General features: G+C 41.7%; 30 protein-coding genes and 1 pseudogene. 30 read left to right on the forward strand and 1 reads right to left on the reverse strand.

Annotated elements, in window-relative coordinates:
• Nucleotide 1 precedes the first annotated feature (1 nt).
• From NYE73_RS10210 to NYE73_RS10245, 8 genes and pseudogenes are all read left to right on the forward strand, one after another.
• Nucleotides 2-223, forward strand: a complete 222-nt coding sequence (locus NYE73_RS10210; RefSeq protein ID WP_004229042.1) for a helix-turn-helix domain-containing protein — start codon at nucleotides 2-4, stop codon at nucleotides 221-223.
• Between the two features lie 118 nt (nucleotides 224-341).
• Nucleotides 342-992 (forward strand): TetR/AcrR family transcriptional regulator, encoded by a 651-nt coding sequence (locus tag NYE73_RS10215; protein WP_131519867.1) that lies wholly within the window; start codon nucleotides 342-344, stop codon nucleotides 990-992.
• Between the two features lie 56 nt (nucleotides 993-1,048).
• Nucleotides 1,049-3,367, forward strand: a pseudogene (locus tag NYE73_RS10220) (ABC transporter permease).
• A 5-nt stretch (nucleotides 3,368-3,372) separates the two neighbouring features.
• Nucleotides 3,373-4,128, forward strand: coding sequence for an ABC transporter ATP-binding protein (locus NYE73_RS10225; protein WP_259948878.1), 756 nt, complete (start codon nucleotides 3,373-3,375; stop codon nucleotides 4,126-4,128).
• Between the two features lie 104 nt (nucleotides 4,129-4,232).
• Nucleotides 4,233-4,751 carry a sigma-70 family RNA polymerase sigma factor gene (locus NYE73_RS10230; protein ID WP_259948881.1) on the forward strand — a complete coding sequence of 173 codons (519 nt, stop codon included), beginning with the start codon at nucleotides 4,233-4,235 and terminating at the stop codon, nucleotides 4,749-4,751.
• Nucleotides 4,738-5,400 (forward strand): TIGR04104 family putative zinc finger protein, encoded by a 663-nt coding sequence (locus NYE73_RS10235; RefSeq protein WP_259948883.1) that lies wholly within the window; start codon nucleotides 4,738-4,740, stop codon nucleotides 5,398-5,400. The genes NYE73_RS10230 and NYE73_RS10235 overlap by 14 nt, the downstream gene beginning before the upstream one ends.
• A gap of 141 nt (nucleotides 5,401-5,541) precedes the next feature.
• Entirely contained in the window at nucleotides 5,542-6,093 is a 552-nt protein-coding gene (locus NYE73_RS10240; protein ID WP_004229030.1) for a biotin transporter BioY, read from the forward strand.
• An 18-nt stretch (nucleotides 6,094-6,111) separates the two neighbouring features.
• Nucleotides 6,112-7,677 (forward strand): amidohydrolase, encoded by a 1,566-nt coding sequence (locus NYE73_RS10245; protein WP_259948885.1) that lies wholly within the window; start codon nucleotides 6,112-6,114, stop codon nucleotides 7,675-7,677.
• Nucleotides 7,678-7,711: 34 nt separating this feature from the next.
• Here NYE73_RS10245 and NYE73_RS10250 read toward each other — a convergent pair whose 3' ends face one another.
• Nucleotides 7,712-7,921: a hypothetical protein gene (locus NYE73_RS10250; protein ID WP_048390417.1), complete on the reverse strand. Its 210-nt coding sequence runs from the start codon at nucleotides 7,919-7,921 to the stop codon at nucleotides 7,712-7,714.
• Between the two features lie 212 nt (nucleotides 7,922-8,133).
• Here NYE73_RS10250 and NYE73_RS10255 point away from each other — a divergent pair, with 212 nt between their 5' ends.
• The 22 genes from NYE73_RS10255 (at nucleotide 8,134) to NYE73_RS10360 (ending at nucleotide 26,084) form a co-directional block, all read left to right on the forward strand.
• The gene (locus NYE73_RS10255) at nucleotides 8,134-9,903 is read left to right on the forward strand and encodes a glycerophosphodiester phosphodiesterase (RefSeq protein ID WP_259948888.1); all 1,770 of its coding nucleotides are present in this window, start codon (nucleotides 8,134-8,136) and stop codon (nucleotides 9,901-9,903) included.
• A 214-nt stretch (nucleotides 9,904-10,117) separates the two neighbouring features.
• Complete coding sequence (locus NYE73_RS10260) at nucleotides 10,118-11,068, forward strand: copper amine oxidase N-terminal domain-containing protein (RefSeq protein WP_259948890.1); 951 nt, start codon at nucleotides 10,118-10,120, stop codon at nucleotides 11,066-11,068.
• 318 nt (nucleotides 11,069-11,386) lie between these two features.
• Entirely contained in the window at nucleotides 11,387-12,178 is a 792-nt protein-coding gene (locus NYE73_RS10265) for a DeoR/GlpR family DNA-binding transcription regulator (protein ID WP_004229022.1), read from the forward strand.
• A gap of 13 nt (nucleotides 12,179-12,191) precedes the next feature.
• Nucleotides 12,192-13,457 (forward strand): class-III pyridoxal-phosphate-dependent aminotransferase, encoded by a 1,266-nt coding sequence (locus NYE73_RS10270; protein ID WP_259948892.1) that lies wholly within the window; start codon nucleotides 12,192-12,194, stop codon nucleotides 13,455-13,457.
• Between the two features lie 43 nt (nucleotides 13,458-13,500).
• On the forward strand, nucleotides 13,501-14,520 hold the full coding sequence (locus tag NYE73_RS10275; protein WP_259948893.1) for a phosphotransferase enzyme family protein: 1,020 nt from the start codon (nucleotides 13,501-13,503) through the stop codon (nucleotides 14,518-14,520).
• Nucleotides 14,521-14,545: 25 nt separating this feature from the next.
• Nucleotides 14,546-15,952 (forward strand): ethanolamine permease, encoded by a 1,407-nt coding sequence (gene eat, locus NYE73_RS10280; RefSeq protein WP_048390427.1) that lies wholly within the window; start codon nucleotides 14,546-14,548, stop codon nucleotides 15,950-15,952.
• Between the two features lie 20 nt (nucleotides 15,953-15,972).
• A complete protein-coding gene (locus NYE73_RS10285) occupies nucleotides 15,973-16,716 on the forward strand; it encodes an HAD family hydrolase (RefSeq protein ID WP_259948896.1) in 744 nt (247 codons plus the stop codon).
• A 4-nt stretch (nucleotides 16,717-16,720) separates the two neighbouring features.
• The gene (locus NYE73_RS10290; RefSeq protein ID WP_112117865.1) at nucleotides 16,721-17,011 is read left to right on the forward strand and encodes a hypothetical protein; all 291 of its coding nucleotides are present in this window, start codon (nucleotides 16,721-16,723) and stop codon (nucleotides 17,009-17,011) included.
• Between the two features lie 15 nt (nucleotides 17,012-17,026).
• Nucleotides 17,027-18,508 (forward strand): aldehyde dehydrogenase family protein, encoded by a 1,482-nt coding sequence (locus NYE73_RS10295; protein ID WP_259948899.1) that lies wholly within the window; start codon nucleotides 17,027-17,029, stop codon nucleotides 18,506-18,508.
• Between the two features lie 14 nt (nucleotides 18,509-18,522).
• Nucleotides 18,523-18,804 carry a BMC domain-containing protein gene (locus NYE73_RS10300; RefSeq protein WP_004229005.1) on the forward strand — a complete coding sequence of 94 codons (282 nt, stop codon included), beginning with the start codon at nucleotides 18,523-18,525 and terminating at the stop codon, nucleotides 18,802-18,804.
• A gap of 16 nt (nucleotides 18,805-18,820) precedes the next feature.
• Nucleotides 18,821-19,435 (forward strand): phosphate propanoyltransferase, encoded by a 615-nt coding sequence (pduL, locus tag NYE73_RS10305; RefSeq protein WP_259419072.1) that lies wholly within the window; start codon nucleotides 18,821-18,823, stop codon nucleotides 19,433-19,435.
• Between the two features lie 5 nt (nucleotides 19,436-19,440).
• Complete coding sequence (locus tag NYE73_RS10310) at nucleotides 19,441-20,061, forward strand: hypothetical protein (protein WP_259948902.1); 621 nt, start codon at nucleotides 19,441-19,443, stop codon at nucleotides 20,059-20,061.
• Nucleotides 20,062-20,076: 15 nt separating this feature from the next.
• Entirely contained in the window at nucleotides 20,077-20,364 is a 288-nt protein-coding gene (locus NYE73_RS10315) for a BMC domain-containing protein (protein WP_112117869.1), read from the forward strand.
• A 30-nt stretch (nucleotides 20,365-20,394) separates the two neighbouring features.
• Nucleotides 20,395-21,165, forward strand: coding sequence for a 3-oxoacyl-ACP reductase FabG (gene fabG, locus NYE73_RS10320; RefSeq protein ID WP_259948904.1), 771 nt, complete (start codon nucleotides 20,395-20,397; stop codon nucleotides 21,163-21,165).
• Between the two features lie 18 nt (nucleotides 21,166-21,183).
• The gene (locus NYE73_RS10325) at nucleotides 21,184-21,459 is read left to right on the forward strand and encodes a BMC domain-containing protein (protein ID WP_048390439.1); all 276 of its coding nucleotides are present in this window, start codon (nucleotides 21,184-21,186) and stop codon (nucleotides 21,457-21,459) included.
• 16 nt (nucleotides 21,460-21,475) lie between these two features.
• Complete coding sequence (gene pduL, locus NYE73_RS10330; protein ID WP_259948906.1) at nucleotides 21,476-22,318, forward strand: phosphate propanoyltransferase; 843 nt, start codon at nucleotides 21,476-21,478, stop codon at nucleotides 22,316-22,318.
• 6 nt (nucleotides 22,319-22,324) lie between these two features.
• Nucleotides 22,325-22,594, forward strand: coding sequence for a EutN/CcmL family microcompartment protein (locus NYE73_RS10335; RefSeq protein WP_016995124.1), 270 nt, complete (start codon nucleotides 22,325-22,327; stop codon nucleotides 22,592-22,594).
• A 10-nt stretch (nucleotides 22,595-22,604) separates the two neighbouring features.
• Nucleotides 22,605-22,976 carry a BMC domain-containing protein gene (locus NYE73_RS10340; RefSeq protein WP_340815497.1) on the forward strand — a complete coding sequence of 124 codons (372 nt, stop codon included), beginning with the start codon at nucleotides 22,605-22,607 and terminating at the stop codon, nucleotides 22,974-22,976.
• Nucleotides 22,977-23,010: 34 nt separating this feature from the next.
• Nucleotides 23,011-23,949, forward strand: coding sequence for a malate dehydrogenase (gene mdh, locus NYE73_RS10345; protein ID WP_066037477.1), 939 nt, complete (start codon nucleotides 23,011-23,013; stop codon nucleotides 23,947-23,949).
• Nucleotides 23,950-24,120: 171 nt separating this feature from the next.
• A complete protein-coding gene (locus NYE73_RS10350) occupies nucleotides 24,121-24,654 on the forward strand; it encodes a cysteine hydrolase family protein (RefSeq protein ID WP_066037478.1) in 534 nt (177 codons plus the stop codon).
• Nucleotides 24,644-25,189: a GNAT family N-acetyltransferase gene (locus tag NYE73_RS10355; protein ID WP_066037479.1), complete on the forward strand. Its 546-nt coding sequence runs from the start codon at nucleotides 24,644-24,646 to the stop codon at nucleotides 25,187-25,189. Before NYE73_RS10350 ends, NYE73_RS10355 begins: the two co-directional genes overlap by 11 nt.
• A gap of 25 nt (nucleotides 25,190-25,214) precedes the next feature.
• A complete protein-coding gene (locus NYE73_RS10360) occupies nucleotides 25,215-26,084 on the forward strand; it encodes a DMT family transporter (RefSeq protein WP_004228976.1) in 870 nt (289 codons plus the stop codon).
• Nucleotides 26,085-26,379 lie beyond the last annotated feature (295 nt).

Genomic DNA, 26,379 nt, shown 5'->3' on the forward strand with positions numbered 1-26,379 from the left:
TATGGCAATGATCATTAACATTGATGTAATGCTGGCGAAACGAAAAATGAGTGTTACAGAGCTTTCAGAAAAAGTTGGCATCACGATGGCGAACCTTTCGATTTTAAAAAACGGCAAGGCCAAAGCCATCCGCTTTTCAACATTAGAGGCTATTTGTGAGGCATTGGATTGCCAGCCTGGCGATATTTTGGAATATCGGAAGAACGAGGAACTACAAAAATAAGGATCTGCGTAAAGCAGATTCTTTTTTTGTAGAAAATATTGCCAACAGAAGTAGTCCTATGCTAGGATAAAGAAAAGATATATCGACAGGCAGTCGGTCAATTATAAGGAGTTGTCTTATGAGAGAAATAAAAAAAGCGGAAGAACGCAGAAATGAAATATTAGATGCAGCGGATGAATTATTTGCACAGAAGGGATTTGATGGCACTAGTACGAGTAATATTTTGGAAAAAGTAGGCATTGCTCGAGGTACCCTCTATTATCACTTTAAATCTAAGGAAGACATTATGGATGCGCTCATTGAGCGTTATACAAGCACAATGCTCGCAAAGGCGAAAACCGTTGCAGCAGACAAGACTATAGCTGTAAATGAGCGGATATTGCGCGTTGTCATGGCATTGAATATGCAAAATGAACAGGGTGGACAGGAAATGATGGAGCATGTTCATAGACCGCAAAATGCCTTGATGCACCGTAAAATACAGCAAGTGGTCATCAATCAAGTGCCACCAATCCTTACTGCCATTATTCGGGAGGGCATTGAGCAAGGTATTTACCAAACGCCTTATCCCTATGAGTGTATGGAAATGATTATCGCTTATACCAATACGGTATTCGATGATGATCTCGTCTTGATGACAGATGAGGAAAGAGCTGCTCGTATTCCGGCATTGATTTTTAATATTGAACGAATGCTAGGGGTGGAAAGTGGTAGCTTATTGTATATGATGCAAATGTTTGGAAATAAAGGAGAAGGCAGTCCGAACTAAATATTTTAGGTCTTGTTAGATTTGATGGCGATTAACAATATACAAAGAGGTGACTTATGTATTGGAAAATTGTGCGAAATGATATGGCAAATAGCAAGCTAATTACAGGTATGACCATGCTATTTGTGGCGGTAGCAGCTTTACTTGTCACACTATCAGCAGTACTTATGGTCCATTTGACAAGCGCAATTGACACACTGATGAAACAAGCAGAAACGTCTCATTTTCTTCAGATGCATGCAGGGGAAATCGATCAAGTGCGGCTTTCTGAATTTGCAGAGCAAAATAAATATGTAGATGAATATCAAATGAATGAATTTCTAAATGTGGAGGGCTCAAAGATCCATATTGCGGGTACCACATTGGCACATAGTGTGCAGGACAATGGTTTCAGCACACAAAGTGAGAAATTTGATTATTTACTTGATCTTGATGGTCATGTGATTGAAGTGGCAAATGGTGATATTTATGTACCTGTAAGCTATTGGAAGGACGGTATTGCCGACTTGGGGGATACTGTCATCGTTCAAGATCAAACCTTTACAATAGCTGGATTTCTAAGGGATTCACAGATGAACTCAATGCTGGCTTCCTCCAAACGCTTTCTTGTCAGTGAACAAGATTATGCAGCAATCCAGGAAGCGGGAACAGTTGAATATTTAATTGAGTTTCGTTTGAAAAATTTGGCGGATTTAAAGAATTTTGAGGAAGCCTATACAAGTGCAGGGTTAGAAGCAAATGGACCAACCATTACCTATAAGCTTTTTCAAATGCTGAATGCCATATCAGATGGGCTTATGATTGCTGTGATCTTGCTCATCAGTGTCCTTGTAGTCGCTATTGCGTTTATGTGTATTCGATTTACATTGCTCACTAAAATTGAAGAGGATACTCGAGAAATCGGTGTGATGAAAGCAATTGGCCTACGAGTGGCAGATATTCAGAAAATGTATCTAGCCAAATATGGCGTTATAGCTGTGATTGGTTGTATGCTCGGTTTTGCCTGTTCCTACTTCCTTCGAGATATTCTATTAGAAAATATCCGTCTGTTCATGGGAGAAACAGACAAAGTTTCACTCATTTGGTTGTTCACGGGTCTGGGGTTGTTGCTCGTGTTTATCGTGATTATGGGCTATGTACAATCGGTACTGAAACAGTTTCGCAAGCTATCAGCCACGCAGGCTCTGCGCTTTGGCACAATGCAAGGAAAAGGGCAACATGCAAAATTATTGAACCTCAGCGCCAATAAAAGGCTACCGATTAATCTTTTCCTTGGCATAAAGGATGTGCTATCACGAAAAACACTTTATGCGACAATGCTCGCAGTATTAGTATTGGCAACATTTATTATCATCGTCCCTCAAAACTTACACAACACAATTGCAGCTAAAAGCTTTATTACGTATATGGGTATTGGAAACAGTGACATCCGAATTGATATCCCACAAGGCAAGCAAAATGAACAACAGGTGGCAGCGGTGATGGATAGGCTTGAGCATGACACAGCCATTAAGAATTACACTGTTTTGACAACAAAAAAATTCACAACGATTGCTGAGGACGGAACAGCGCAAAACCTAAAAATAGAGCTGGGTGACCATACGATTTTTCCCTTAGAATATGCACACGGAGAGGCTCCAGTTGCTCCTAATGAAGTGGCACTTTCGGTGCTCAATGCAGAGGAGCTTTAAAAAAAGGTTGGCGATAGTTTAGCAGTGGTAATTAATGGACAGAAGAAAAATTTGAGGATTAGCGGTATTTATTCAGATATTACCAATGGAGGCAAGACTGCGAAGGCAGCTTTCTCTGACCAGTCTACGGATAGCATGTGGAGTGTCGTCTATAGTACGATGGCAGATCCATCTCTTGTTGCAGATAAAAGGGCGGAATATGCAAAAACCTTCTCATTTGCCAAAGTGTCAGGTATTGATGATTATATTTATCAAACTTTTGGTACGACGATTCATGCCATCGAAAAGGCAGCTCGTGCAGCACTCGTCATTGCCTTATTGCTGTGTGTGCTCGTGACATTATTATTTATGAATATGCTGATTGCGAAGGATCAAGCGCCCATCGCTATCATGAAGGCATTGGGATTCACGAATGTCGATATAGCTACACAATATGCTGCACGTTCGATTTTTGTATTACTGCTTGCTATCTCGATGGGGACGTTGCTCGCAAACACGTTAGGTGAATATTTAACTAGTACGGTCATTGCCTCATTCGGAGCGGCTTCCTTTGATTTTATGATTAACCCACTAGCAGCGTATGTTTTTTGCCCACTAGCGCTTACAAGCGTTGTTCTGCTAGCTACGCTATTTGGTACGTCAAGGGCAGGGCAGGTAAAAATTATTGAGCATATAAAGGAGTAGAACCTATGAATATCGTAAGTGGTGAGCAAATAGCAAAGACGTTTCAAGTAGGCAAAGAACAGCATCCCGTTTTACTGGATGTATCAGTTGCCATCAATCAAGGGGAGTTTATTTCCATCATGGGCCCATCAGGCTGTGGTAAATCGACACTGTTGTATGCCCTTAGCGGGATGGACAGTATTGATCAAGGTCAGGTCATCTTTGATGGAATGGACTTAACGACATTAAGTGACAAAGAACTGGCTGATTTGCGTAGAACGAAAATGGGCTTTGTCTTTCAGCATCCGACCTTTCTAAAAAGCTTAAATATCCTCGATAATATCCTGTTACCTGCGATGCGTGATGAGCGAAAAAATGTCAGGGCCTTGACAGAAAGGGCACTACAGATCATGAACAAAATGGGGATTGCAGACTTGGCAAAGCGAGATATTACACAAGTGTCTGGTGGGCAGCTTCAACGGGCAGGCATCTGCCGGGCCTTGATTAGCAACCCGCAGGTGATCTTTGGAGATGAACCCACAGGCGCATTGAATTCAACGTCTGCTCAGGAAATCATGGATTTATTAGCCTCCATCAATAGTGAAGGCACAACGGTGATGCTTGTGACCCATGATCCAAAGATTGCCGCAAGAACAGAGCGTATCCTTTTTATGTCTGATGGTGCTATCGTGAATGAATTGAGATTGCCTCGATTCACAGGCACCGATTTAGACGATCGAATGGTCAAAGTTGTCTCTACTATGCAAAAAATAGGTATTTAGCTTGAAGAAATCCGTAATGATTTAAAAATTACGGATTTTTTTTTGATAAAATGAATCGCATTCGTTACGGCGACCGTCAGTAGTGTAGAAAGTAGGTGAGGGCAATGATGGCTATTGAACAGATAATCGAGGAGCACGGTGATTACTTACTAAAGGTCGCTTATCTATATGTAAAAAATAAGGCAACGGCGGAGGACATCGTGCAGGATGTGTTCATCGCCTTTTATCAAAAGCAGGGACAGTTTCGTCAGGAAGCATCCTTACGTACATATTTAGTGAAAATGACGGTTAATCGAAGTCACGATTATTTACGAAGTTGGAAAAGTAAACGACTGACATTGTTTGAAAAGATCACGGGGCGCACAACAGCTATGACACCTGAAAAGGAGATGCTAGAGAAAACTGTAAAAAAAGAGCTGGTGGAGGCACTGTTTGCATTATCAGTTGCCTATCGAGAGGTCTTGATTTTGTATTATTTTGAGGAGATGTCGACAGTGGAAATTGCACAGCTTGTACAATGTCCGGAAGCAACGATTCGCACAAGATTACAGCGAGCTCGTAAACAATTAGCAACAGCAATGGGTGACTTTGATTGGGAGGTGCTACGCCATGAATCAATTTAAAGAGGAACTATTAAAGGAGCTACAAGATGTCAAGCTCTCACAGCAGCGCAAACAAGTAATCGCGGAAAAAGCACGACGAAAAGTTCAACGTAAAGCAGATGGTCAATGGACGTATCGCATCGTGTTCGCAACCTTTACTATTTTTGTTATCGGTTTTAGCTATATCTTGACACAACAGAAGGGGCAACAGGGTTCAGGCCATCAGGCGGCTAGCCTACAGTCCGATAATTGGCATTGGTGGTCACTATTTGCTTCGGATTATGTAAGAGGAATGATTTTACTGAGCATTTTTATAGGCGCTACATTTATTGTCAAACGCTATCTATTGAAAAAGGGGTATGGTTTACCTGTTTGTATTGAATGTGGGGAGAGTTGGTCTGAGAAGGATGCACGTAAATTATATCGCAAAAATAGTGAAATTGTGTGCCCTCATTGTGGACAAAAACAATATCGCACAAAAAAATCCATGCAAATCAGTGGTGTAATGACGATGCCAGTGCCACTGCTGATTATGCTACAGTATGTTTTCCATCATTTTGTTATCGGTCTCATTTTCTTTTTAGTGGGCATGTTCTTCTACCATTATCAAATTGCGCCATATGTGTTTAAGCTACAAGAGAAAGACCCGATGAATGAACCTTTATGGTAATGATTTTGGCAAGAAATTGCTAGGCTAATCTAGCAATTTCTTTTTTTATTCTAAAATAGATTGACAATGGTTTTCATTTGCTTTATCTTTGTGTTAACTTATTTTTATTATTAGTTAACGCACAAGGGGAGGCTTTTTACATTGAAAAAAGGAAGTACATATCAATATGTGTTAGCAGCATTTGGGGCAGCAATAATCGCAGTTTTAGCACAGGTAACAATCCCACTACCACTTATCCCGATTACAGGTCAAACGTTAGCGGTTGGAATTATCGTGACGATTTTAGGGACAAGATTAGGCACGTTATCTGTTCTATTATATATTTTACTAGGGGCAGCAGGTTTACCTGTATTTAGCGGTATGTCAGGTGGACTAGGAATTTTAGTTGGTCCAACAGGTGGATATATTGTAGGCTTCCTTGCCACAGCCATTATTATGGGCTTATACTTAGATAAATTTGGTATTACATTTACTCAAGCTATTATTGCGAATATCATTGGGATGATTGTTACATTAGCGTTTGGGACAGTGTGGTTAAAAATTGTAGCAGATTATACATGGACAGCTGCCTTTATGGGTGGTGTTGCACCATTTATCGTGGTTGGTATCGTCAAAGCGGTACTTGCAGCATGGATTGGTGTGATCGTTCGGCGTCGCTTAGAAAGAGCGCACTTAATTGAAGCAATAGCATAGGACATGGGAGGAATTGTTTTGGCAACATTATGGACAGGTGGTAAGATTTACACGATGGCTCAGGTTGGTGAAACAGTGGATGCAGTCCTTGTTGAAGATGGAAAAATTGTGGCGACAGGCTCAGTGGAGAGCTTGTCGCCACTAGCTGCTTCTATCCAACATTTAGAGGGTAATATCATGTATCCAGGCTTTGTCGACAGCCATTTACATATTATTGGCTACGGAGAAAAACTCAAGCATCTTGATGTATCGGCGGTTACGAGTAAAGAGGCGTTACTTGTGAAGCTTCAGGAGCGAATGGCTCAGGCGTCAGCACATGAATGGGTCATTGCGATTGGACTAAATGAAAACCAATTTGAAGAGCCCGTTTTTCCGACCTTAGCAGAGCTAGATGCCCTTGGAGATGCTCATTTAATCATTAAACGGAGCTGTCATCATTTGATTCTAGCCAATTCCAAGGCACTCGCTTTTGCAGGAATTACAAATAGGACTCCTTCGCCAGAGGGGGGTGTCATTGACAAAGTAGATGGTCAGCTCACAGGGATCCTAAAGGATGCTGCATTGTATTTAATTGTTAACCAGATGCCACATATTACACCTGCTTATATTGAGGATGCACTGACAAAGGCGGTGACCTCATTGCAATCCTATGGTTTAGTAGGGGGACATTCAGAGGATTTAAGCTATTATGGACCGCCAAGCCAGCCGATTCAGGCTTATCGCAAAATAGTAGAGGCACAGCAATCCTTTAAGGTGCATGTATTACAGCATCATACAGTCTTTGAAGAGGTTGCGAAGATGGATTTAGCTTCCTCACCATTTTTGGAGTTTGGTGCGATGAAAATTTTTATTGATGGAGCCTTTGGAGGTCGTACGGCTGCACTACGTCAGCCTTACTGCGATGATTCGGACAATGCAGGGATGCTTATTCATACAACTGAGCAATTAACAAGCTATGTTCAGCTGGCACGTCAATATGGACAAACCGTTGCCGTGCATGCCATTGGGGATTTAGCAATCGACACGATTTTAGACGTTTTTGCGGCATATCCTCCTCAGGAAGGTCAGCTTGATCGCGTAATTCACTGTAGCTTAGTCGATGAGGAACTATTAGCCAAGCTAGCTGCATTACCAGTGGCAGTGGATATGCAGCCGCAGTTTGTACAGGGAGAATACCAAGCAGAGCTATCGAGACTTGGAGAGGAGCGCGCACAGGGCTTACATCCTTTAAAATCGCTTCTTGACAGAGGGCTGATTGTCGCAGGCGGCAGTGATGCGCCAATTGAAGTGCCAAACCCGTTGCATGGTATTTATGCGGCTGTCACTAGAAGAAATTTTGAGGAAACACATGATGGCTATAACCCTCATGAGAAAATTTCCCGATTTGAGGCAGTCCGTTTGTATACAGTAGGAGCGGCTGAAATCATTGGACAGCAATTGATGCGTGGCAAAATTGCAGAAGGCTTTGCTGCAGACTTTACGATTTTACAAGAAGACGTTTTTACGGTAGAGATGGAGCAGCTTCCACACATTCAAGTCGCATGTACGGTTGTGAATGGTCAGATAGTATATGAAAATCGCTGAGAAGGTTATCCTTCCCAGCGATTTTTTTATGGGACTATTGTTTGTCAGTTAATTGTTTTACTTGTTGTTCTAGGGTTGACACACGTTTTGATAAGTCCTCTACTTGCTGTTGCATGGTTGGTGGAGGAGACACAGGGGCAGTGGATTTCATTTTTTTGATCATATGGATCATTACGAAAAAGATCGCTAGAAACATACATAAAAGAACGGTTGTACTAATGATATCACCAAGGTTGAATTTCATGTTTGCGCTCCTTTCTGTAGCGGGTATCTAGTTATATACAGGGTGGCCTGCTAAAAAGTTTCAAAAAAATGGTGAATGTCACGATTAATACAAAAATTGACGCCTACTTTGGTATAGAGGAGTGCTATTTTATTGGCTTCGAGGAATGGGTCATAGCAGTCAAAACATACGTTAGTAGTGAGCGATTTTAACAGCATGATAGGGGTGAGTATGTGCACAAGGCAGGACAAGTAATGCGACAGGCTGTCCATAATATTTATGTTTATCGATTCGATTATGTACAGGTTTTCGCATTAATTAGAATCTTTCAGTTTTTATTAATGATCCCTGTAACCTCTATCGTTTTGAAGCTCATGCTACGAGTAACAGGGTTTACACATATTACTGAGCAAAATTGGCAAAGCTTTGTGACGCATCCCTTTGTGATGATAATGATTTGTCTATTAATTTTGCTGTTTTTATTATTTGTATATTATGAGATGGGCTTTCTATTTCTCATGGCCTTTCATCAGCAACGAGGACTTCGCTACCGATTTCTTCCTTTATGGCAACAATTAAATCGCAAGGTTGTCTATTTTTTTAGTGTGCAAGTTCTATTTCTCATCGTCTATTTAGCACTATTAATGCCACTAGCTTCCTTTATGCTACCCCTTACATTGACTCAATCCATCTCCCTACCACATTTTCTAACTGAAGAAATCATGAGTAGTCGAGCGGGTAGGCTAGCATATGCTGCGGTGGCAAGCATTATCGTGATGATAGGTATTCGAAGCATCTTAACGTTACCTATCTTTACAATCCAGCCGAACATCTCTATTTTGCGTTCTTTTAAGCAAAGCTGGCGATTTTCCAAGCGTGGATTATTTGAACTAGTCGTGCTACTAGCTATGCTTTTAACAGGTCATCTGTTGATGATGCTTGGTATCACAGTGGTCGCTACGTTTCCCCTCTATTTAATTGAACGTTTAATGCCAAGTGCAGCCTTGGTTACGGCTGGGCTGACACTAGCCTTTTTAGAAATGGTCTTTGTGGTGCTATTTAGTTTATTACAGGCGATGTTTTCACAAGTTATGGTCGCCATCACGTATAATACGCTAGTTATAGGCAAATTGAGCGGAACTACACATCGGAAGCGGCACTATAAGCCATTACTATTGATCAGTGGCATTGTGTTTCTCGTATTAAGTATGATGAATATCAATTCATTAGAGAAAAGTGTCTATGCGCCAGATACCAAAATTATTGCCCACCGCGGCTATGTAGCAGGCAATGTAGAAAATACAATTAGTGGATTGGTGAGTGCAGCCAATGCGGGGGCAGATTTAATTGAAATCGACATTCAACAAACGGTGGATGGGGAATTCGTCGTCTTCCATGATCGAACATTACGAAGGTTAGCAGGTAAAAATGGTGTTATTGCGAATATGACCCTGAGCGAACTAAAAACGTTAACCATTCATCAAAATGGCTTTAGCGATAAAATTGCTTCATTAGATGATTGTATTGAAATTGCCAAAGCGTTAGATGTGGCGCTTCTAATCGAATTAAAGGTGCATGGTCAAGAAACAGAAGATGTTTTACCTAAATTAGTAGAGAAGCTACGAAAATACAAGGTGCTAGATTCCTATTATGTGCAATCCGCTGATGGACAGAAAATGACGCAATTAAAAAAATTGGTGCCGAATTTGCGAGTCGGTATTGTCTATGCACTCAATATTGGACCGATGGAGGAAAATGTTGATTTTATCGCACTGGAGGAATCCTGGGTAACGGAGCAGCTTATCCAAGAATTGAAGCAACATCCGACCGATTTATTTGTTTGGACACTCAATGACGATCGCTCCCTGCAAACCTTTATCGAAAAAAATGTCAGCGGCGTCATCACTGACCACCCCGACGTCGCCCGTGAGCTAAGAACCCAGCAAAGCGAAAACCAGTATTTCTTACAGCGCATCCTGAATCGTCTGAGATTTATCTTTTGATCAGGGGAGAATAAAATTGCGAAGAAGCGAATATCCAAAAGCAAAGCACCGCCATCTAGTAAATCGAATATTCAAGAGAAGTCGCTCGCAAATCGCTATAGCTCAAAATGAGGAAGCAAAGCTCTAGCCATAAAAATGGAGACAGTTTGTAACCTTTTTCGTGTGAACACGACTACTTTATTGAATTCGGGAAAATGAAGGAGATGCTTTTTGTATGAAAATGACGAAAGTCGTACCATTTGCTATGTCAGCATTATTATTAGGGGGCGCGATTGGAGCTCCAACTGCATCAGCGAACGAAGGAGAGGCTACTGTGATTAACGCAGAAACTTCGGAGCAACAAGTGCAGCCTATTTTTATTAAAGTGACAGGTACAGTTGAAAACGTAGAAGTACGTGAAAATGCCACATACTATACAGTGGTTGATGGTGACAATACAAATATTGTGATTGCCAATAAAGACTCATTAGTTTTTGACAATATGGGAAAAGAAGCCAAGCTTCAAAAAGGAGATAAGGTGTCAGCTTACTCATATGCCAAGAAGCCGATGCTTGCGATTTATCCACCACAATACAACCCAGAAGTAATCATTGTAGAAACAGAAGAAATGGGTAGCGTGGAAGTGGATTTCTTCAATAAAGATTTAGTGGATACTGAAAATAACCTCAAGTTAAATGTTGGGGAAGACACGAAGCTAGCAAGTGCTACTGGCAAAGCTGTGAAAGTGGACGATTTAAAAGAGCAGCATTTAGTGGTGTTCTACACAATCGCAACGATGAGCATCCCTGCTCAAACACCGCCATCAAAAGTGATAGTATTAGATACAATTGAGAAGGAAGAGCCTGTTGAAGTGGATCCAGTTCCAACACCAAAACCAGCTCCAGTTGATTCAGCGGTTCAAGAAATTATCAATAAAGACTTTTATGAAGTAGATGGGACAAAAATGGTGCCGCTACGCTTAATCGCTGAAAAGCTAGGCTTTAAAGTAGAAGTAACGCCAAAAGGTGCCATTGTTTCAAAAGGAGCCCTTTCGTATACAATTACGCGAGGTCAAAAAGAATATGGTTATAATAAAGCGCTTCGCCAATTTAAAGTAGCCCCTGCTTTATTAGAATCTGGCAAAACATACGTACCTGTTGAATTTGTAGAGGAATTAACAAAATAATCTCGTCATCTCCCTTTATGGTTTCTACCATGAAGGGGGATTTTTTATGGGAAAAAATAGTTGTAGAAAAATATTTTAAAAAAGGTTTTAGAGAGCAGTTGGAGACAACTGAAATTGGTTTTTTGTGGAGTTTTCATTTTACGCTTAAGAGAAATAAGTGGCTTTAGAGAGAAAAAATCATACAGAAAATAAAATTCAGAGTATTGACAATTATTAAACTATTATTTAAAATTCAAAACAAATCCACATAAATACAGAAATAAAGTGTTGGATTTGTGGATTTTGTTGGATTTAACTTTGTGTTTGGAGTGATGATGTATGTCTCTTTCGTTTGAGGAACGTAAAAAAGTGATTTTAGATATTTTAGATTTAGAAGGAAAAGTGAAGGTAAGTGATGCAGAGCAGCTATTAAATGTATCAGGCGAGACTATACGTAGAGATATGGATCGATTGGAGAAGGAAGGGCTTCTACACAAAGTCTATGGGGGGGCTGTGAAGGCAAAGGAAAAGTATGAGAGGACCTTTGAACAGAAAACGTCACTTAACAATATAGAGAAGAGAAGGATTTGTAAGGCTGCTGCAAGTATTGTGGAAGACGGTGATGTTATCTTTATCGGTCATGGTACAACAGCCTATGAAATCGTTCGTTATTTAGGTGATAAGCCCAACGTCATTGTCGTCACAAATTCACTCCCAGTTCTATCATTAGCCGCAGAATGCTTTCAAGGGAAGGTGCTCTTTGCGGGAGGAGAATATGAACATCGACAAAAATTTATGGGAGGTCCATTAGCTGATTTATTTTTTAATCAACTAAAGGCAAATAAAGCCTTTGTTGCTGCAGGCGGAATTTCGTTAGCAGATGGTATTACCGACTATGATATTACGGGCGCAGCGATTTCAAAGAAATTAATAGAGCGGGCAGAAAATACGATTATTTTAGCGGACCATACGAAATTTGGTGTCTCTACATTTGCGCATATTTGTCATTTAGAGGACGTTTCGATGGTGATTACAGATCAAAAGAGCTCCACACAATGGCAGGAACGATTACAGCAGAAAAAAGTGGAATTATTCATTGCAGGTGAAATGTTGGATGACGTCAATGTATAGGAAGGTGGAAACTATGGACTATTTTGCAAATAAACAGGCAACCTTACAAAAATCAATTGACTGGTGGAATCCAGGAAAAACGAAACAGTGGCAAATCGATGGTGTCGATATTGTTATCGGGAAACGAGAGGGCTATTATTTCTACGATGTGGATGGCAAAAAATTAATGAATGCGCATCTCAATGGCGGAACATATAACCTTGGCCATCGTAATCCAGAAGTCATTGCTGCATTAGTGGAAGGAACCAATTATTTTGACATTGGCAATCATCATTTTCCATCTACTGCACGTGCACAGTTAGCTGAAAAATTAGCAGCCTGCACACCAGAAGGCTTAACATATTCTATTTTCTCTAGTGGTGGAAGTGAAGCAATTGATGTTGCTCTAAAGTGTGCGCGTTATGCTACAAAACGTAAAAAAACGATTTCCATTAAAAATGGATATCATGGACACACAGGTCTTGCGGTTTCGCTTGGCAATGAACGCTATTCAAAACCATTTTTAAGTGAGGGCAGTCCCCATGAATTTGTGCACGTACCTTTCAATGATCTGGCGGCAATGGAACGAGAGCTTGCTAGAGGGGATGTAGCTAGCGTAATTATCGAGACTATTCCTGCGACATATGGTTTCCCCTTGCCCAATGCTAATTACTTGGCTGATGTCAAATCACTTTGTGAACGATACGGGGCATTATATATTGCAGATGAGGTGCAAACGGGCTTGATGAGAACAGGTAAGCTGTGGGGAATTGAGCATTATGGGGTGAAACCGGATATTCTGGTAACAGCAAAGGGGCTAAGTGGCGGTATCTATCCAATTGCAGCTACAGTGGTCAATGAACGAGCAGGCGGCTGGATGGAAGAAGATGGACTAGCCCATATTTCTACATTTGGTGGAGCAGAACTAGGTTGTGTAGTGGCGATGAAAGTATTAGAAATCTCCCAACGTCCTGAAGTAGTAAAGAATGTAGAATATGTTGCTCGTTATCTACGAAGTGGTTTAGAGCGTATTCAACAACAATATCCTGATTTCTTTGTGGGCATTCGTCAGCTTGGCGTTGTTATGGGCCTAGAATTTAATCATCCTGAAGGGGCTAAATATGTGATGAGCTCCTTGTACAAACATGGTGTATGGGCCATTTATTCAATGCTGGATACACGTGTGTTGCAATTTAAGCCAGGGCTATTATGTGATAAAGCGTACTGTGATGAATTGCTTGAAAAATGTGAGGCGGGCATAAAAGAAGCAGCGCAGCTTGTGAAATTTGCACGCTATTAAAGGAAAGAAAGCTTGTCAATTTAGTAAACAGGGGGTTTTCTAGATGGGTCAAATGGATTTCATAGATTTAGAATTGGTCCTTTCCAACTTTCATCAAGCAGCAAATGATGCATTAAAGGAGTTTAGTTGTTTACTAGAAGCATCTTGTAAAATGATTGATTATTCCGAAAATGCGACGTATCTCGTAGAAGATGGGCAGGGCAAAAAATATATTCTGAGGATCAGCCGACCAAATTACCATAAAAAAGAGGAGATCGAAGCGGAGATTGCCTGGTTAAACTCGCTCCATGAGCAATCTCCTATTGATGTATCACTACCGATGCGAGCAGATGACGGTTACTACGTACATGCTCATTCGTATAATGACACGATATATTATAGCACATTATTTACATTTTTGGAGGGCAATGCTCCTGATGAGAATAATGAAGATGACTTAATTCAGCAATTTGAAACATTAGGCGAAATTACAGCCATGTTCCATAAACACACAATCGAGCAGCATGATTATTACCAAGCCTTTCAGCGCATGACATGGGACTATGACACGATTCTAGGTCAATCTCCAAAATGGGCGAGATGGCAGGATGGACTAGGAATGACCCCTGCACGAATCGCTTTATATGAGGAAGCATCACATATCATTCAAAAGAAGCTTGAGGCATTTGGGAAAGATAAAACACGATTTGGTCTTATCCATGCGGATTTACGCTTAGCTAATTTACTCATCTATGGGGACGAAATTAAAGTGATTGATTTTGATGATTGTGGTTTTGGGTGGTTTTTATATGATTTAGCAACATCGGTGAGCTTTATTGAGCATATGCCTTATCTTGATGAGTTGATCGCTTCATGGGTTAAGGGCTATAGCAAAATTCGATTATTAACAGACGCAGAAAAAGAAATGATTCCAACTTTTATATTAATGAGAAGACTACAGCTTATTTCGTGGATTGGAAGTCGTGATAATGAGACAACGCGCTTACTTGGTGAAAATTACACGCTTCAGAGTGATGATTTAGTGAAAGCCTATGTAGAAAAGTATCAAGACTGTACCAACTAAATAACGATAAAAGGTGGCGAATAACATGTCTTCGAAAAAGGATGAAATCATCGTATTAAAGAAAGCCCTTACACCCATCCATTTATGGACAATTGGCGTCGGCATTGTGATTTCTGGGAACTACTTTGGCTGGAATTTTGGTTTAAGTCAATCTGGTTTTTTAGGAATGCTCATTGCCACATTATTTATGGCGATTATGTATTTAACGATGACCTTAGGTATTTCTGAATTATCGACGATGTTACCTTATGCAGGAGGACCTTACTCCTTTGCTCGACGGGCGATGGGGCGTTATATCGGTTTTATTACAGGAGTTGGTGTCGTGCTGCAATATGTCATTGCCGCACCAATTATCGCGATTGGTATTGGGGGCTATATCAGCTTTTTGTTTCCAGCCGTACCGACAGTGGTGGCAGCTGCCTTTATGTATGCTCTGTTCATGGGGGTTCATATTATTGGTATTAAGGAATACGCCACAATCGAAATGGTGCTTGTCTTTATCGCGTTAGGGCTATTAGTATTAATGTATTTCGTTGGTTTACCGCAAATTAATGTGGGCCATTTATTCCCTGAGAATGGCGATCTTATACCAGGTGGATTTAAAGGTATCTGGTCAGCATTGCCCTATGCGATGTGGCTATTCCTAGCAATCGAGATGTTGCCTATGTTATCGGAGGAGACGAGAGATGTGCAGAAGGACATGCCGAAGGGGTTAATTTCAGGTATGGTGACCTTGCTGATTTTATCCATTTTGACAACAACTGTTGCCATTGGGCTAGCTGGCATCGATGTCATGACGGTTGCTGAAGATCCATTGCCAGCAGCGATTGCCGCTGTTTTTGGAAATACGTATTGGTTGGCGCAGATTTTAGCATCTGTTGGCTTAGTAGGACTAATTGCAAGCTTTTCGGGTGTGATTTTGGCTTACTCTCGTCAGGTCTATGCTTTATCACGTGCAGGCTATTTGCCAAGCATGTTATCGAAGATGCATAAAAAGCGTCAGACACCATATATGGCCATTATTTTGCCAGGCTTTATCGGGTTAGTGTTAGTCATTTTATTTAATCCAGATGATTTAATTTTAATTTCTACATTTGGGGCATTAGTATCGTATATTACGATGAATTTATCGGTGTTGATTTTGCGTAAAAAAGAACCTCATTTAGTACGTACCTTTAAGACACCGCTGTATCCATTTACGCCTATTGTCTCACTTGTGCTAGCCGTCATTGCTATCTTTGCGAGCTTCTTTGCGAATTTGACTTTTTTCATCGTTTGTTTGGCTGTTTTTGCTGTGGCAACGATCTATTATTGGGTGTGGGCAAGACACCATATTAACGAGGATGCACCAGAGGAACGCTTTGCGAAGGACGCTACAGTGCAGGTAGAGGTGCAAGCACCAGTATCGCCAATAGAGGCTATACGAGAATAAATAAAGGGATGGGTTTTCCTATGACAAAAGTGGAATGGGTCATTTTTGATAAGGATGGAACAATCATAGAAATGGATTCTTTATGGATTGCCTGGGCCAAAAATTTATATGCTAATTTAACTGAAAATTCAGACTTAGAGATCTATTTTTCCTTACAAACTTTTTTAAGAAACATAGGGGTTAATGACAATGGAACAACGATTGACCCAACGAGTCCTCTAGCTATTGGAAGTATACAAGAAGCTGAGACGATCGTGGCGTTCTTACTCTATCAGCAGGGAATCCCATGGAGCAAAGGGGTAACACTTGCGAGAGCAGCTTCCAACTTAGCCACATCGCAGCAGGAAAATAGCAAGGTACAGGCATTACCAGGTATTCGTAATCTCTTAATAACCTTAAAAAATAAAGGGAAGAAATTAGGGGTGATTACAGCTGATCAAACGGCACGAGCCAAATCTCATTTACAACAGCTAGAGTTATTAGCTTTGTTTGATTTCGTTCTAGGAAGTGACCAAGCTACTTCCAGTAAGCCCTTCCCAGACTTAGCATATGTGGCAAAGGAACAATTTCAAGTATCGCTTGAGAAAGCCGTGATGATTGGCGATTCGAATGCAGATATGCTCTTTGCTAAAAATGCTGGCATGTGCTTTTCCATTGGCATCATTCCTAGTGCCACATACCCAAAGGATTATTTACCTGATGCAACCGCAATTATTGAAGCGTATGACGAATCTGTTCTCACCATGCTAATCGAAAAGGAGTGAGCATATGGACAATCAGCTAATTGCCAAGATTACTGAATTGGTATTGGAAAAACTAACGCAAGGCTCTCAGCCTGAACAAGCTTCTAAAACGTTATCAAATGATGAATTACAGGAATGGCAATCATTTCGATTAATAAAAGAAAACCAACATCAGACGCAGCAAACAACTGCCCCAGCATATGTAGCATTATCTACGCATGAATTACAGCATTGGCAAAGTCTGCACCAGCAATCATCAGGCACTGTCTCTGTAGCTAATTCGAGCGACTTAATTGCCCTAAAAAAATTTACATGACGGGAGGTTCGTCATATGGTGAGAGACCACGATTTGGTTTCGATACAAGAGGCAAGAGACGGAATAGCAGCCGCTTCGATTGCGCAAAAAATGTATGCCAGCTTTACGCAAGAGCAGGTCGATCGAATTGTAGAGGCCATTGCCCAAGCTGCTTATAAACAGGCAGAAAATCTTGCTGTATTAGCTGTTACGGAAACAAAGATGGGCATTATTGAACATAAAAAAATAAAAAATGAGTTGGCTTCTCAAGGTGTCTATGAAGCCATTCGGCATGAAAAGACAATCGGCATTATACATGAGGATAGGGTAGCAAGGCAGGTGGAAATTGCTTATCCATTCGGTGTTATTGCGGCAATTACACCTGTCACGAACCCGACTGCTACAGCCATTTTTAAAACGCTAATTGCCTTAAAGTCGCAAAATGCCATTGTCTTTAGTCCTCATCCAACAGCAGTCAACTGCACCATCGAGGCATTGAAAATTTGTCAGCAGGCAGCCGTTCGTGCAGGGGCGCCAGAGGGACTTATTCAATGGATTAGCCATCCAACAATAAAAGGAACAGAGGAACTTATGCATCATCGTGATGTACAGCTAATTTTAGCAACTGGTGGAGCAGGGCTTGTCAAAGCTGCCTATAGCTCAGGGAAACCAGCCTATGGTGTTGGCCCTGGGAATGTTCCTGTCTATATTGATCGCACAGCAAATGTGAACGAGGCAATGAAGCAAATTATCGATAGTAAATCATTTGATAATAGTACGATCTGTGCCACAGAACAAGCTATTGTCGTACATCAGGAGGTCAAAGCACAGGTGATGGCTGCTTTAGCAGAAAATGGGGCCATCCTTCTAAGTGGGCAGGACAAGGAAAAATTAGCAAAGGTGATTTCACCAGTAGCTCGTACATTAAATAGCCAAATTGTCGGGAAGCCAGCAACCGTAATAGCCCAAATGGCTAATATTGATGTCCCTCGACATACACGCGTATTAGTCGCGGAGGAACATCAGATTGGGAAGGAGTATCCATTTTCCATGGAGAAGCTTTCTCCCATCCTAGGTCTTTATACGGCTCGTTCGCAGGAAGAAGCCGTAAAGATTTGCCGTCGCTTGCTTGACGTTGGAGGGAGAGGACATAGCCTGGCTATTCATGCACAGGACGAACATTTTGTTAAGCAGTTTGCCGCTCAAATGCCCGTGTCCAGAATAGTAGTCAATACTTTAGCATCTGTTGGGGCTGCAGGCGGTACGACAAGTTTAACGCCTTCCTTTACATTGGGCTGTGGGGCCTATGGGGGAAATATTACGAGTGATAATATTTCTGCACATCATTTATTAAATAAAAAAAGAGTGGCCTATGGTGTGAAGGCACTAACGATTCCACCCCCAAAGCATCCACAAAATATACAGGCTCCAGCGATGCAAGCAATTGAAGGGGTGTCTATTGACAGGTTGTCCATTGAAAAGATTGTAGAGGAAGTACTCACAAAGCTAAGTAATTAGAGGAGGAAAAGGAAATGAGCGTAGAGATAAATGGAGCTTTAGGCATGATTGAAACAAGAGGCTTAATCGGATCAATTGAGGCGGCAGATGCCATGGTAAAGGCAGCAAACGTCAATATTGTAGGGAAAGTACATGTTGGTGGCGGCATTGTGACGGTGCTGGTGACAGGTGATGTCGGGGCAGTCAAGGCAGCGACGGATGCAGGCTCTGAGGCCGCACGTCGGGTAGGTGAGCTATTATCGGTACATGTTATTCCACGCCCTCATTCAGAATTATACGCAATTTTACCTAAGTGAAAAGTGAGGGATTGTGATGACAAACAATCAAATACATGCCACTGAAGTTACAAATCAAAGTATCCCGATTGCGATTTCTGCCCGTCATTGTCATGTTAATGAGGAGGATTTCTATTATTTATTTGGTAGAGACGCAGCTTTACAGAAATGGAAGGAACTTTCCCAGCCAGGTCAATTTGCTTCACAGCATGTTCTAACGATTAAGGGACCCAAAGGCCAAATTGACAAGGTTCGGGTTTTAGGCCCATTTCGCACTGCAACCCAAGTCGAAATCAGTCAAACGGATGCCATCAAGCTTGGTGTAACACCACCGATTCGTATGTCAGGCGACTTAGAAAAATCTGAATCAATCACATTGATTGGACCTCATGGAACTCTCCATAAAACACAAGGATTGATTATTGCACAAGCACATATTCATATGGCTGTATCCAATGCTGCTGCCTTCAATGTCCAAGATAAGGAAATCGTGACGGTTGAAATCTGTGGGGATGGACGTCAGCTCCGATTAATGAATGTGGTTGTGCGTGTCTCCTCAGCATTCGTCCTTGAGATGCATGTAGATACAGATGAAGCGAATGCCGCCGCTCTTCAACAGCATACAATTGGCAAGCTTATCAAAATGGAGTGACAGGTATGGATATAAAAGAATTACAGAGAATCATCGAAGAAGTAGTCATATCGATGATGGATAAAAAGCATAAAAGACTTTTGCTTGTCCATTCTCATACGACCATTTCTAAGAAACAGGTGGACTTATTACAAAGCTATTGCCATGTTGAGGAGTGGCAGGCAAATGAAACCACAAGTCCCACTCAGCTATTCTACGATGCTATTGTTTTTCTCGAAGTGGATCAAGCATTTATCGTCAGCAGTGCCCAAGGCTTGCCTACTACACCGGCAGCCTTGTACCTGTCTGAGTTGCTGGTTAGCAATCAAACAGCAATTTTAATTCCAAATGAAAAATTATCTGCTGTTGTCACAGCAAAGGAACCGAATCCTTACATGAAAATGTTGCTGCATCATATAGAGCGCTTAAAGGAGTTTGGCTGTGACATTCAGTTATTTGCACAGCTTATTCGATTTTTAAAGCAGCAAGAGGAACCGGCTCGTTCGACTATAGTGGCAAACTATTTGACAGCAGAGATGCTTCAATCGTACAAGGGGCAACGGCTGACACTACCTGCCCACACAAAACTTACAGCACTAGCACAAGAAATGATTCAGGAAAAAGGGATGACGATACAAAGATATTAGCAGGAGTGTTGTTACATGAAATCGATTGGTATTGTGGAGACAAGAGGACTTGCGATTTCAATACGAATCGCAGATGCTATGCTTAAAGCAGCGGATATTCGAATACTTCGACAAGAAACCATCGATTTGGCTCTAGTAACCATTGCCATTGAAGGGGACACAGCGGCCATTCAGGAAGCGATAGCCATTGGTACACAACTAGCTAAAGCAGCCAACCAATGGATTGCCTCTTCAACTATTTTAAGGCCAGATATCGCGGTGAATGGATTAGTAACAGAAATTGCGAAAAAGCCAAGTACTTAAAATGAATAAAAGGAAAGGTGGAGGAACGAGTTGAAGGTCGATTTAACGGGGAAGGTTGTCATAGTTACTGGTGGTAGTAAAGGAATTGGGAAGGGGATTGCTACCGTATTTGCTGAACAGGGTGCTCATGTGGTGATTGCAGCAAGAGGTATGGAAGCTGCCACAGATGTAGCAAATCAATTACAAGCGCAAGGATTCTCCGCTTCTGCTGCCACTGTTGATGTTGAAAACTATGAATCTGTTGAAAGCATGGCTACGGAGGTTGCTAGCTCTTTTGGTTCCATCGATATTTTATGTGCCAATGCTGGTATTTTTCCCTCGATGAAACTAGAGGACATGACGACGGACCATTGGGATCAGGTATTAAATGTCAATGCCAGAGGAACGATGTTTGCTGTCAAGGCTTGCGTGCCCCATTTAAAGAAAGCGAATGCTGGCAGGGTCATTATTACCTCGTCGATAACGGGTCCGGTGACTGGCTATGCTGGATGGACACATTATGCCGCAAGTAAGGCAGCTCAATTAGGGTTTATGCGGACTGCGGCTCTTGAATTAGCACCTTATAATATTACGGTCAATGCCGTGTTGCCAGGAAATATTGCAACAGAAGGCTTAGATGGGCTTGGTGAAACCTATCTACAGAAGATGGCGAAGGCGATTCCCTTTGGCAGTCTTGGTCGTGTGGAGGATATAGCGTATGCTGCATTGTTCCTTAGTAGTAAGGAGGCAGGCTTTATTACGGGTCAATCGATCATTATTGATGGTGGCCAAACATTACCTGAAGATGCAGAGGCATTTTAAGAGAAGGAGGGATACATGATGAATTTAGGCGCATTAGGAATGATTGAAACTAAGGGCTTAGTGGGCTCTATTGAAGCGGCCGATGCAATGGTCAAGGCTGCCAATGTGAATATTGTTGGTAAAGTTCATGTGGGTGGCGGTATTGTCACGGTGCTTGTTCGTGGGGATGTAGGGGCTGTGAAAGCCGCAACAGATGCAGGAGCAGCAGCTGCACAACGTGTTGGAGAGCTATTATCGGTACATGTGATTCCGCGACCACATGCAGAATTGGAAGCGATTTTAAAAATGCAATAATGAGTGAGGTGGCTATATGAATGAACATGCAATAATAAAAATTGTTAATGATGTCATAGCCGAATTACTACCTAAAAAAGAAGTAGCTCCTACACCCAATGAAATTCCTATAGGTATCTCAGCAAGGCATATTCATTTACAACAAGAACATGTCGAGCAGCTATTTGGCAAAGGTGCTACGCTGAGTGTAAAAAAAATGTTAGCTCAACCCGGTCAGTTTGCAGCTCATGAAACGCTACAGGTGGTGGGACCAAAAGGAAGCATCCAAAATGTACGTGTATTAGGTCCTGCTCGCACCTTCACACAAATTGAAATTAGTCATACAGATGCCATTGCCCTAGGAATTCAACCACCTTTGCGTGAATCGGGAGAAATTGCTGGCTCAGCTAGCTGTATATTGGTAGGACCTAGAGGAAGTTTGATTTTACAAGAAGGGGTCATTATCGCACAAGCACATATTCATATGGCACCTGCTGATGCACAGCAGTTAGGGGTTCAGAACGGTCAATACGTCTCCGTTAAGGTGCAAGGGCGACGTCCCATTACCTTTGAGCAAGTGAAAATTCGTGTGGCTGATCACTATCATTTAGAAATGCATATTGATACAGATGAAGCAAACGCAGGCTTCATCCAACAGGGTGAAACGGGTACAATTATAACAGGCAAGATGGCAGGAGAGCCTTACAATAACTTCGTCAGTCCTCCAATTGAAATTAACCACAAGATAATAACGGCAAATGATGTAAGCCGTTATCAAGGTGAGACAGTGATAGTCCCCAAAGAGGCAAGGTTGACGGCACTGGCGAAGGAGGCCGTGGAAAAATTAGAAATTGAACTTCAGTTTCACGAAAAAGGATGAGGATGCATGCGGATAGGAACAGTGGTCGGAAATATCTGGGCAACACGTAAAGAGGAAGGGCTACAGGGATTGAAATTACTCATTATCCAGCCAATAAAGCTGGATGGTCAACTGAGTGATGAACAAATTGTTGCGGCAGATCGTATAGGTGCAGGTGTTGGAGATAACGTCATTTTAACAATGGGCAGTGCTGCTGTACGAAGTTTTTCTACGTCCAGTATTTGTCCAATTGATGCCATTGTTGTTGGCATTATAGATGGCACAGATGAATCGTGAGGTGAGCAAAGTGACAGAAGCGATAGGAATGATTGAAACGTATGGCTTGATTGGCTCCATTGAAGCTGCAGACGCCATGCTAAAGGCAGCCAATGTCCAATTAGTGAAACAGGAGCTAGTAGACGGTGGTATCGTAACCATTATTGTTGAGGGAGATGTTGGTGCAGTACAGGCTGCGGTTGATGCTGGTAAAGCGGCAGCAACGCGAACGAGCAAGCTACTAAGCACACATGTAATTCCACGAGCAGCCAATGAAGTATTCACAGCGATTATTGATGAAACACAGCCGATAAAAGTGACGGAGGCAGCAGCCAAAAAAACAAGCACTCGCCAGAAGCCTCAACAAACAAAACTTGTAGAGGATGAGCAGGCAGATAAGTAGTCGATGAATCTATGTTGTTAGGAGGGGGAGGCAGATGAGCTTTAGGCGACCCAAAATCGCCATCATTGGCGCTGGACATACAGGTGCAACCGTAGCGTTAATGGTCGCACAGAAACAGATCGGGGATATTGTGCTTATCGATTTACCAGACTTCGAAAATGCTGCGAAAGGGAAGGCATTAGATATTCTCCAAGCTGGACCAATAGAAAGATTTAACGTACAGGTGACGGCTACTTCAAAGTATCAGGAAATAGCTCATGCTGATATTGTGGTTATCACGGCAGGTATTGCAAGAAAGCCTGGCATGACACGGCAGGATTTAATTCATACAAATGCGGCAATCATCCGCTCGGTAAGCGAACAAATCAAACGTTATGCGCCAACTAGCTATATTATCGTCTTAAGTAACCCTGTCGATGCCATGACCTATGTTTGTCTGGAAACAACGGGTTTTCCCAAAAATCGTGTCATGGGACAATCAGGTGTTTTAGATACAGCGCGCTTTAATACCTTTATCGCACAGGCTCTTCAGCTTGCTGTCGAGGATATATCGAGCTTCGTTTTGGGTGGACATGGCGATGAAATGGTGCCACTCGTTCGCTATACGTATGTCGGAGGAATACCATTAGAAAAATTAATGCCACAAGCACAGATTGAGCAATTAGTGGAGCGAACGCGAAAAGGTGGAGGCGAAATTGTCGCCCTACTTGGCAATGGCAGTGCTTACTATGCCCCAGCCGCCGCCATTGTCCAAATGATTGAAGCGATTGTGAAGGATCAACGGAAAGTAATGCCCATCATTACTTATTTACAGGGCGAATATCAAGTAGACAATGCCTGCATCGGTGTCCCAGTTGTTTTAGGGGGAGCTGGTATTGAAAGTGTAATTGAATTGCATTTAAACGAAGAGGAACAGCAAGCATTTAATCATTCGGTTCACCAAGTTTATCAAACATTAGCCTATATCAAATGATGCGAGCGCATGACACCATCTAATAGTGGCATGTATTAGATGGTACTTTACATAGTTGAGGCACCTTACGATGTTGTAAAGGTGCTTTTTGTTGTGCAAAATTTTCTTTTAATGGAAGATCGTTTTCTGTACAATTAAAAAAGTTACTACTGATGCACAAAGGAGGATACGATGAAACAAGCACTCATCATTATCGATATACAGGAGGCTTTCTTTCTAGATGGCCAGCAAAATCTTTGGAACAGTGAAGCTATTATCAAAAATATTAATGCCTCCATTACATGGGCACGGCGCAACGAAGTACCCGTTATTTTTATTCAGCATACAGACGCAGATGATGTGGATTTTGCATTAGGTCAACCAGGCTGGGAACTGTATCATGGATTACTTAGACAGGCGGAGGATCAAGTGATTCAAAAAACAACGTGGGACGCTTTCTATCAAACGGAGCTTGCAGCTTATTTACAAGCGCATCACATCGACCAATTGATTTTCGCGGGTGCTCAAACAGAGTTTTGTCTTGATACAACAATCCGTAGTGCTTTTAGTCATGGCTACCATCATAATATTTTAATAGAAGATGCACATAGCACCTTAAATAGTAATGTACTGGCAGCACCACAAATTATTCAACATCACGAATCCATTTGGCATAATCGTTTTGTGCGGATTCAGTCAATTGGAGGATTCCAACATGCTGATTGATCAGAAAGAGCTCCAGATAAAAGAGCTATCCTATACAATTCGCTGTGCCCGACGCGAAGATGCCCAAGCCTTATCAGATTTACGCTTGCAATTAGACGGTGAAACGGAAAACTTCGATCGTGAACAGGGCGAGGCATTGATTGATCGAGCAGGCTTTGAGCAGCTTATTCAACAGGATAGCGAAAGCTCAAAAAATTTATGTTTAGTAGCGGTTGTCGGTGATCGGATCGTTGGGTTCTCAAGATGTGAGGGCTCTCCACTCAAAAGGCTTGCCCATAAAGTAACCTTTGGTGTTGGAGTCAGTAAAGAGTTTTGGGGCTATGGCATAGGAAAAGCCTTGCTGCAAGAATCCATTGATTGGGCAGATGCCAATGGTATTCGCAAAATAGCACTAGAAGTGTTAGAAACCAATGAGAAAGCGATACAGCTCTATAAAAAAATGGGCTTTTTAGTGGAAGGCATTCTGAAAAATGATAAATGCCTTGCAGATGGCAGGTTCTATCACACGATCATTATGGGAAGATGGCAGGAATAGCATCGGAGAAGGAATTTAAAACAGCATGACAAATTTTATGTATATCTTTTGTTTGATTGTCTGGGGTCTTAATTTTATTGCAGTCAAAATTCAAGGAACGCCAGTCAGTTTAGAATTATCTTTAACCTATCGTTTAGTCATGACAGCCCTTTTATTTTTCATCCTTGCTTGGTTCTTGAAGCCACAGGGTAAACCACAACAGGGCGACGTACCTTTTATCATCGTTTTTGGCGTTTGTAATTTTGCATTCAGCTATTTAGCGCTGTATTATGCGACGATATGGAGCTCGGCTGCTATTGTCACATTAATTTTTTCATTAAAAGTCATACTAACACCCATCGCCCTACGGATATTTCTCAAGGAGCCATTGCATCGTCGTGTTTTAATTGGCGGTATTTTAGGCGTCATCGGCGTGGGGGTGCTGATTTATCCATCTTTACATAATATGGAGTTAAAAGGAGTGTTAATTGCCTTCGTAGGGACTGTCCTAACAGCCATTGGGGATGCAAGCTCTGCCCGAAATGCCAAGCATCAAATCAACCCGATTTATGCGAATGCCATTGGTTTTGCAGTGGGTAGTGCAGTCATGTGTGCCATTGTTTGGCTACAGGGACAAACAGTCGTAATACCCAAATCCTTTACCTACTTATCGGCGCTCTTGTATTTAACTCTTATTGCATCCTTTTTCGCATGGTTATTTTACTTAAAACTAGTCGAACGAATTGGAGGGGCAAAAAGTGGCTATATGGTTGCATTATTCCCCGTGATTGGTGGTATTGCGTCTGTTGTCATCGGCGAATCAACACTCAGTATTTATTTAATCTTAGGCTGTCTTTTTAGCTGCATTGGAGCTGCGATTGCCTTAGGCTTTAAAATTAAGCCTATTTTACGATGAACGAAAACCCCTTTCCCTTCATAAACTAGAGAAGAACGCTTGAAAAGGGTGAGGGACAAAATGTCATTCGTTCCATTGAATGCAATGGGTATTTTGAGAGAAAAAGATGAGGATCACTGGGACATTGATCGCTGGGAAAATGATGGTGGCAGAAGCCTAGAGGCGTAAGGGAGACAGAAATTTGTCTCCCTTTAAATATTTTTGAAACCTTTTGATCAATTGCTCGTATGATAAGTAGACAAGTTTTCGTTGTCAGCTATAAAAAAGGGAGAAATGATTTTTTTGAACCATTGAA

Origin of the sequence: Lysinibacillus sp. FSL K6-0102 (genome assembly GCF_038003545.1) — a bacterium.
GTDB lineage: Bacteria > Bacillota > Bacilli > Bacillales_A > Planococcaceae > Lysinibacillus > Lysinibacillus capsici.

Excerpts from the sequence above, each read along its gene's own strand:
- NYE73_RS10210 (WP_004229042.1), top strand. The coding sequence starts at position 2 with ATGGCAATGATCATTAACATTGATGTAATGCTGGCGAAACGAAAAATG.
- NYE73_RS10215 (WP_131519867.1), top strand. The coding sequence starts at position 342 with ATGAGAGAAATAAAAAAAGCGGAAGAACGCAGAAATGAAATATTAGAT.
- NYE73_RS10225 (WP_259948878.1), top strand. The coding sequence starts at position 3,373 with ATGAATATCGTAAGTGGTGAGCAAATAGCAAAGACGTTTCAAGTAGGC.
- NYE73_RS10230 (WP_259948881.1), top strand. The coding sequence starts at position 4,233 with ATGATGGCTATTGAACAGATAATCGAGGAGCACGGTGATTACTTACTA.
- NYE73_RS10235 (WP_259948883.1), top strand. The coding sequence starts at position 4,738 with ATGAATCAATTTAAAGAGGAACTATTAAAGGAGCTACAAGATGTCAAG.
- NYE73_RS10250 (WP_048390417.1), bottom strand. The coding sequence starts at position 7,921 with ATGAAATTCAACCTTGGTGATATCATTAGTACAACCGTTCTTTTATGT.
- NYE73_RS10260 (WP_259948890.1), top strand. The coding sequence starts at position 10,118 with ATGAAAATGACGAAAGTCGTACCATTTGCTATGTCAGCATTATTATTA.
- NYE73_RS10265 (WP_004229022.1), top strand. The coding sequence starts at position 11,387 with ATGTCTCTTTCGTTTGAGGAACGTAAAAAAGTGATTTTAGATATTTTA.
- NYE73_RS10270 (WP_259948892.1), top strand. The coding sequence starts at position 12,192 with ATGGACTATTTTGCAAATAAACAGGCAACCTTACAAAAATCAATTGAC.
- NYE73_RS10275 (WP_259948893.1), top strand. The coding sequence starts at position 13,501 with ATGGGTCAAATGGATTTCATAGATTTAGAATTGGTCCTTTCCAACTTT.
- eat (WP_048390427.1), top strand. The coding sequence starts at position 14,546 with ATGTCTTCGAAAAAGGATGAAATCATCGTATTAAAGAAAGCCCTTACA.
- NYE73_RS10285 (WP_259948896.1), top strand. The coding sequence starts at position 15,973 with ATGACAAAAGTGGAATGGGTCATTTTTGATAAGGATGGAACAATCATA.
- NYE73_RS10290 (WP_112117865.1), top strand. The coding sequence starts at position 16,721 with ATGGACAATCAGCTAATTGCCAAGATTACTGAATTGGTATTGGAAAAA.
- NYE73_RS10295 (WP_259948899.1), top strand. The coding sequence starts at position 17,027 with ATGGTGAGAGACCACGATTTGGTTTCGATACAAGAGGCAAGAGACGGA.
- NYE73_RS10300 (WP_004229005.1), top strand. The coding sequence starts at position 18,523 with ATGAGCGTAGAGATAAATGGAGCTTTAGGCATGATTGAAACAAGAGGC.
- pduL (WP_259419072.1), top strand. The coding sequence starts at position 18,821 with ATGACAAACAATCAAATACATGCCACTGAAGTTACAAATCAAAGTATC.
- NYE73_RS10310 (WP_259948902.1), top strand. The coding sequence starts at position 19,441 with ATGGATATAAAAGAATTACAGAGAATCATCGAAGAAGTAGTCATATCG.
- NYE73_RS10315 (WP_112117869.1), top strand. The coding sequence starts at position 20,077 with ATGAAATCGATTGGTATTGTGGAGACAAGAGGACTTGCGATTTCAATA.
- NYE73_RS10325 (WP_048390439.1), top strand. The coding sequence starts at position 21,184 with ATGAATTTAGGCGCATTAGGAATGATTGAAACTAAGGGCTTAGTGGGC.
- pduL (WP_259948906.1), top strand. The coding sequence starts at position 21,476 with ATGAATGAACATGCAATAATAAAAATTGTTAATGATGTCATAGCCGAA.
- NYE73_RS10335 (WP_016995124.1), top strand. The coding sequence starts at position 22,325 with ATGCGGATAGGAACAGTGGTCGGAAATATCTGGGCAACACGTAAAGAG.
- mdh (WP_066037477.1), top strand. The coding sequence starts at position 23,011 with ATGAGCTTTAGGCGACCCAAAATCGCCATCATTGGCGCTGGACATACA.
- NYE73_RS10350 (WP_066037478.1), top strand. The coding sequence starts at position 24,121 with ATGAAACAAGCACTCATCATTATCGATATACAGGAGGCTTTCTTTCTA.
- NYE73_RS10355 (WP_066037479.1), top strand. The coding sequence starts at position 24,644 with ATGCTGATTGATCAGAAAGAGCTCCAGATAAAAGAGCTATCCTATACA.
- NYE73_RS10360 (WP_004228976.1), top strand. The coding sequence starts at position 25,215 with ATGACAAATTTTATGTATATCTTTTGTTTGATTGTCTGGGGTCTTAAT.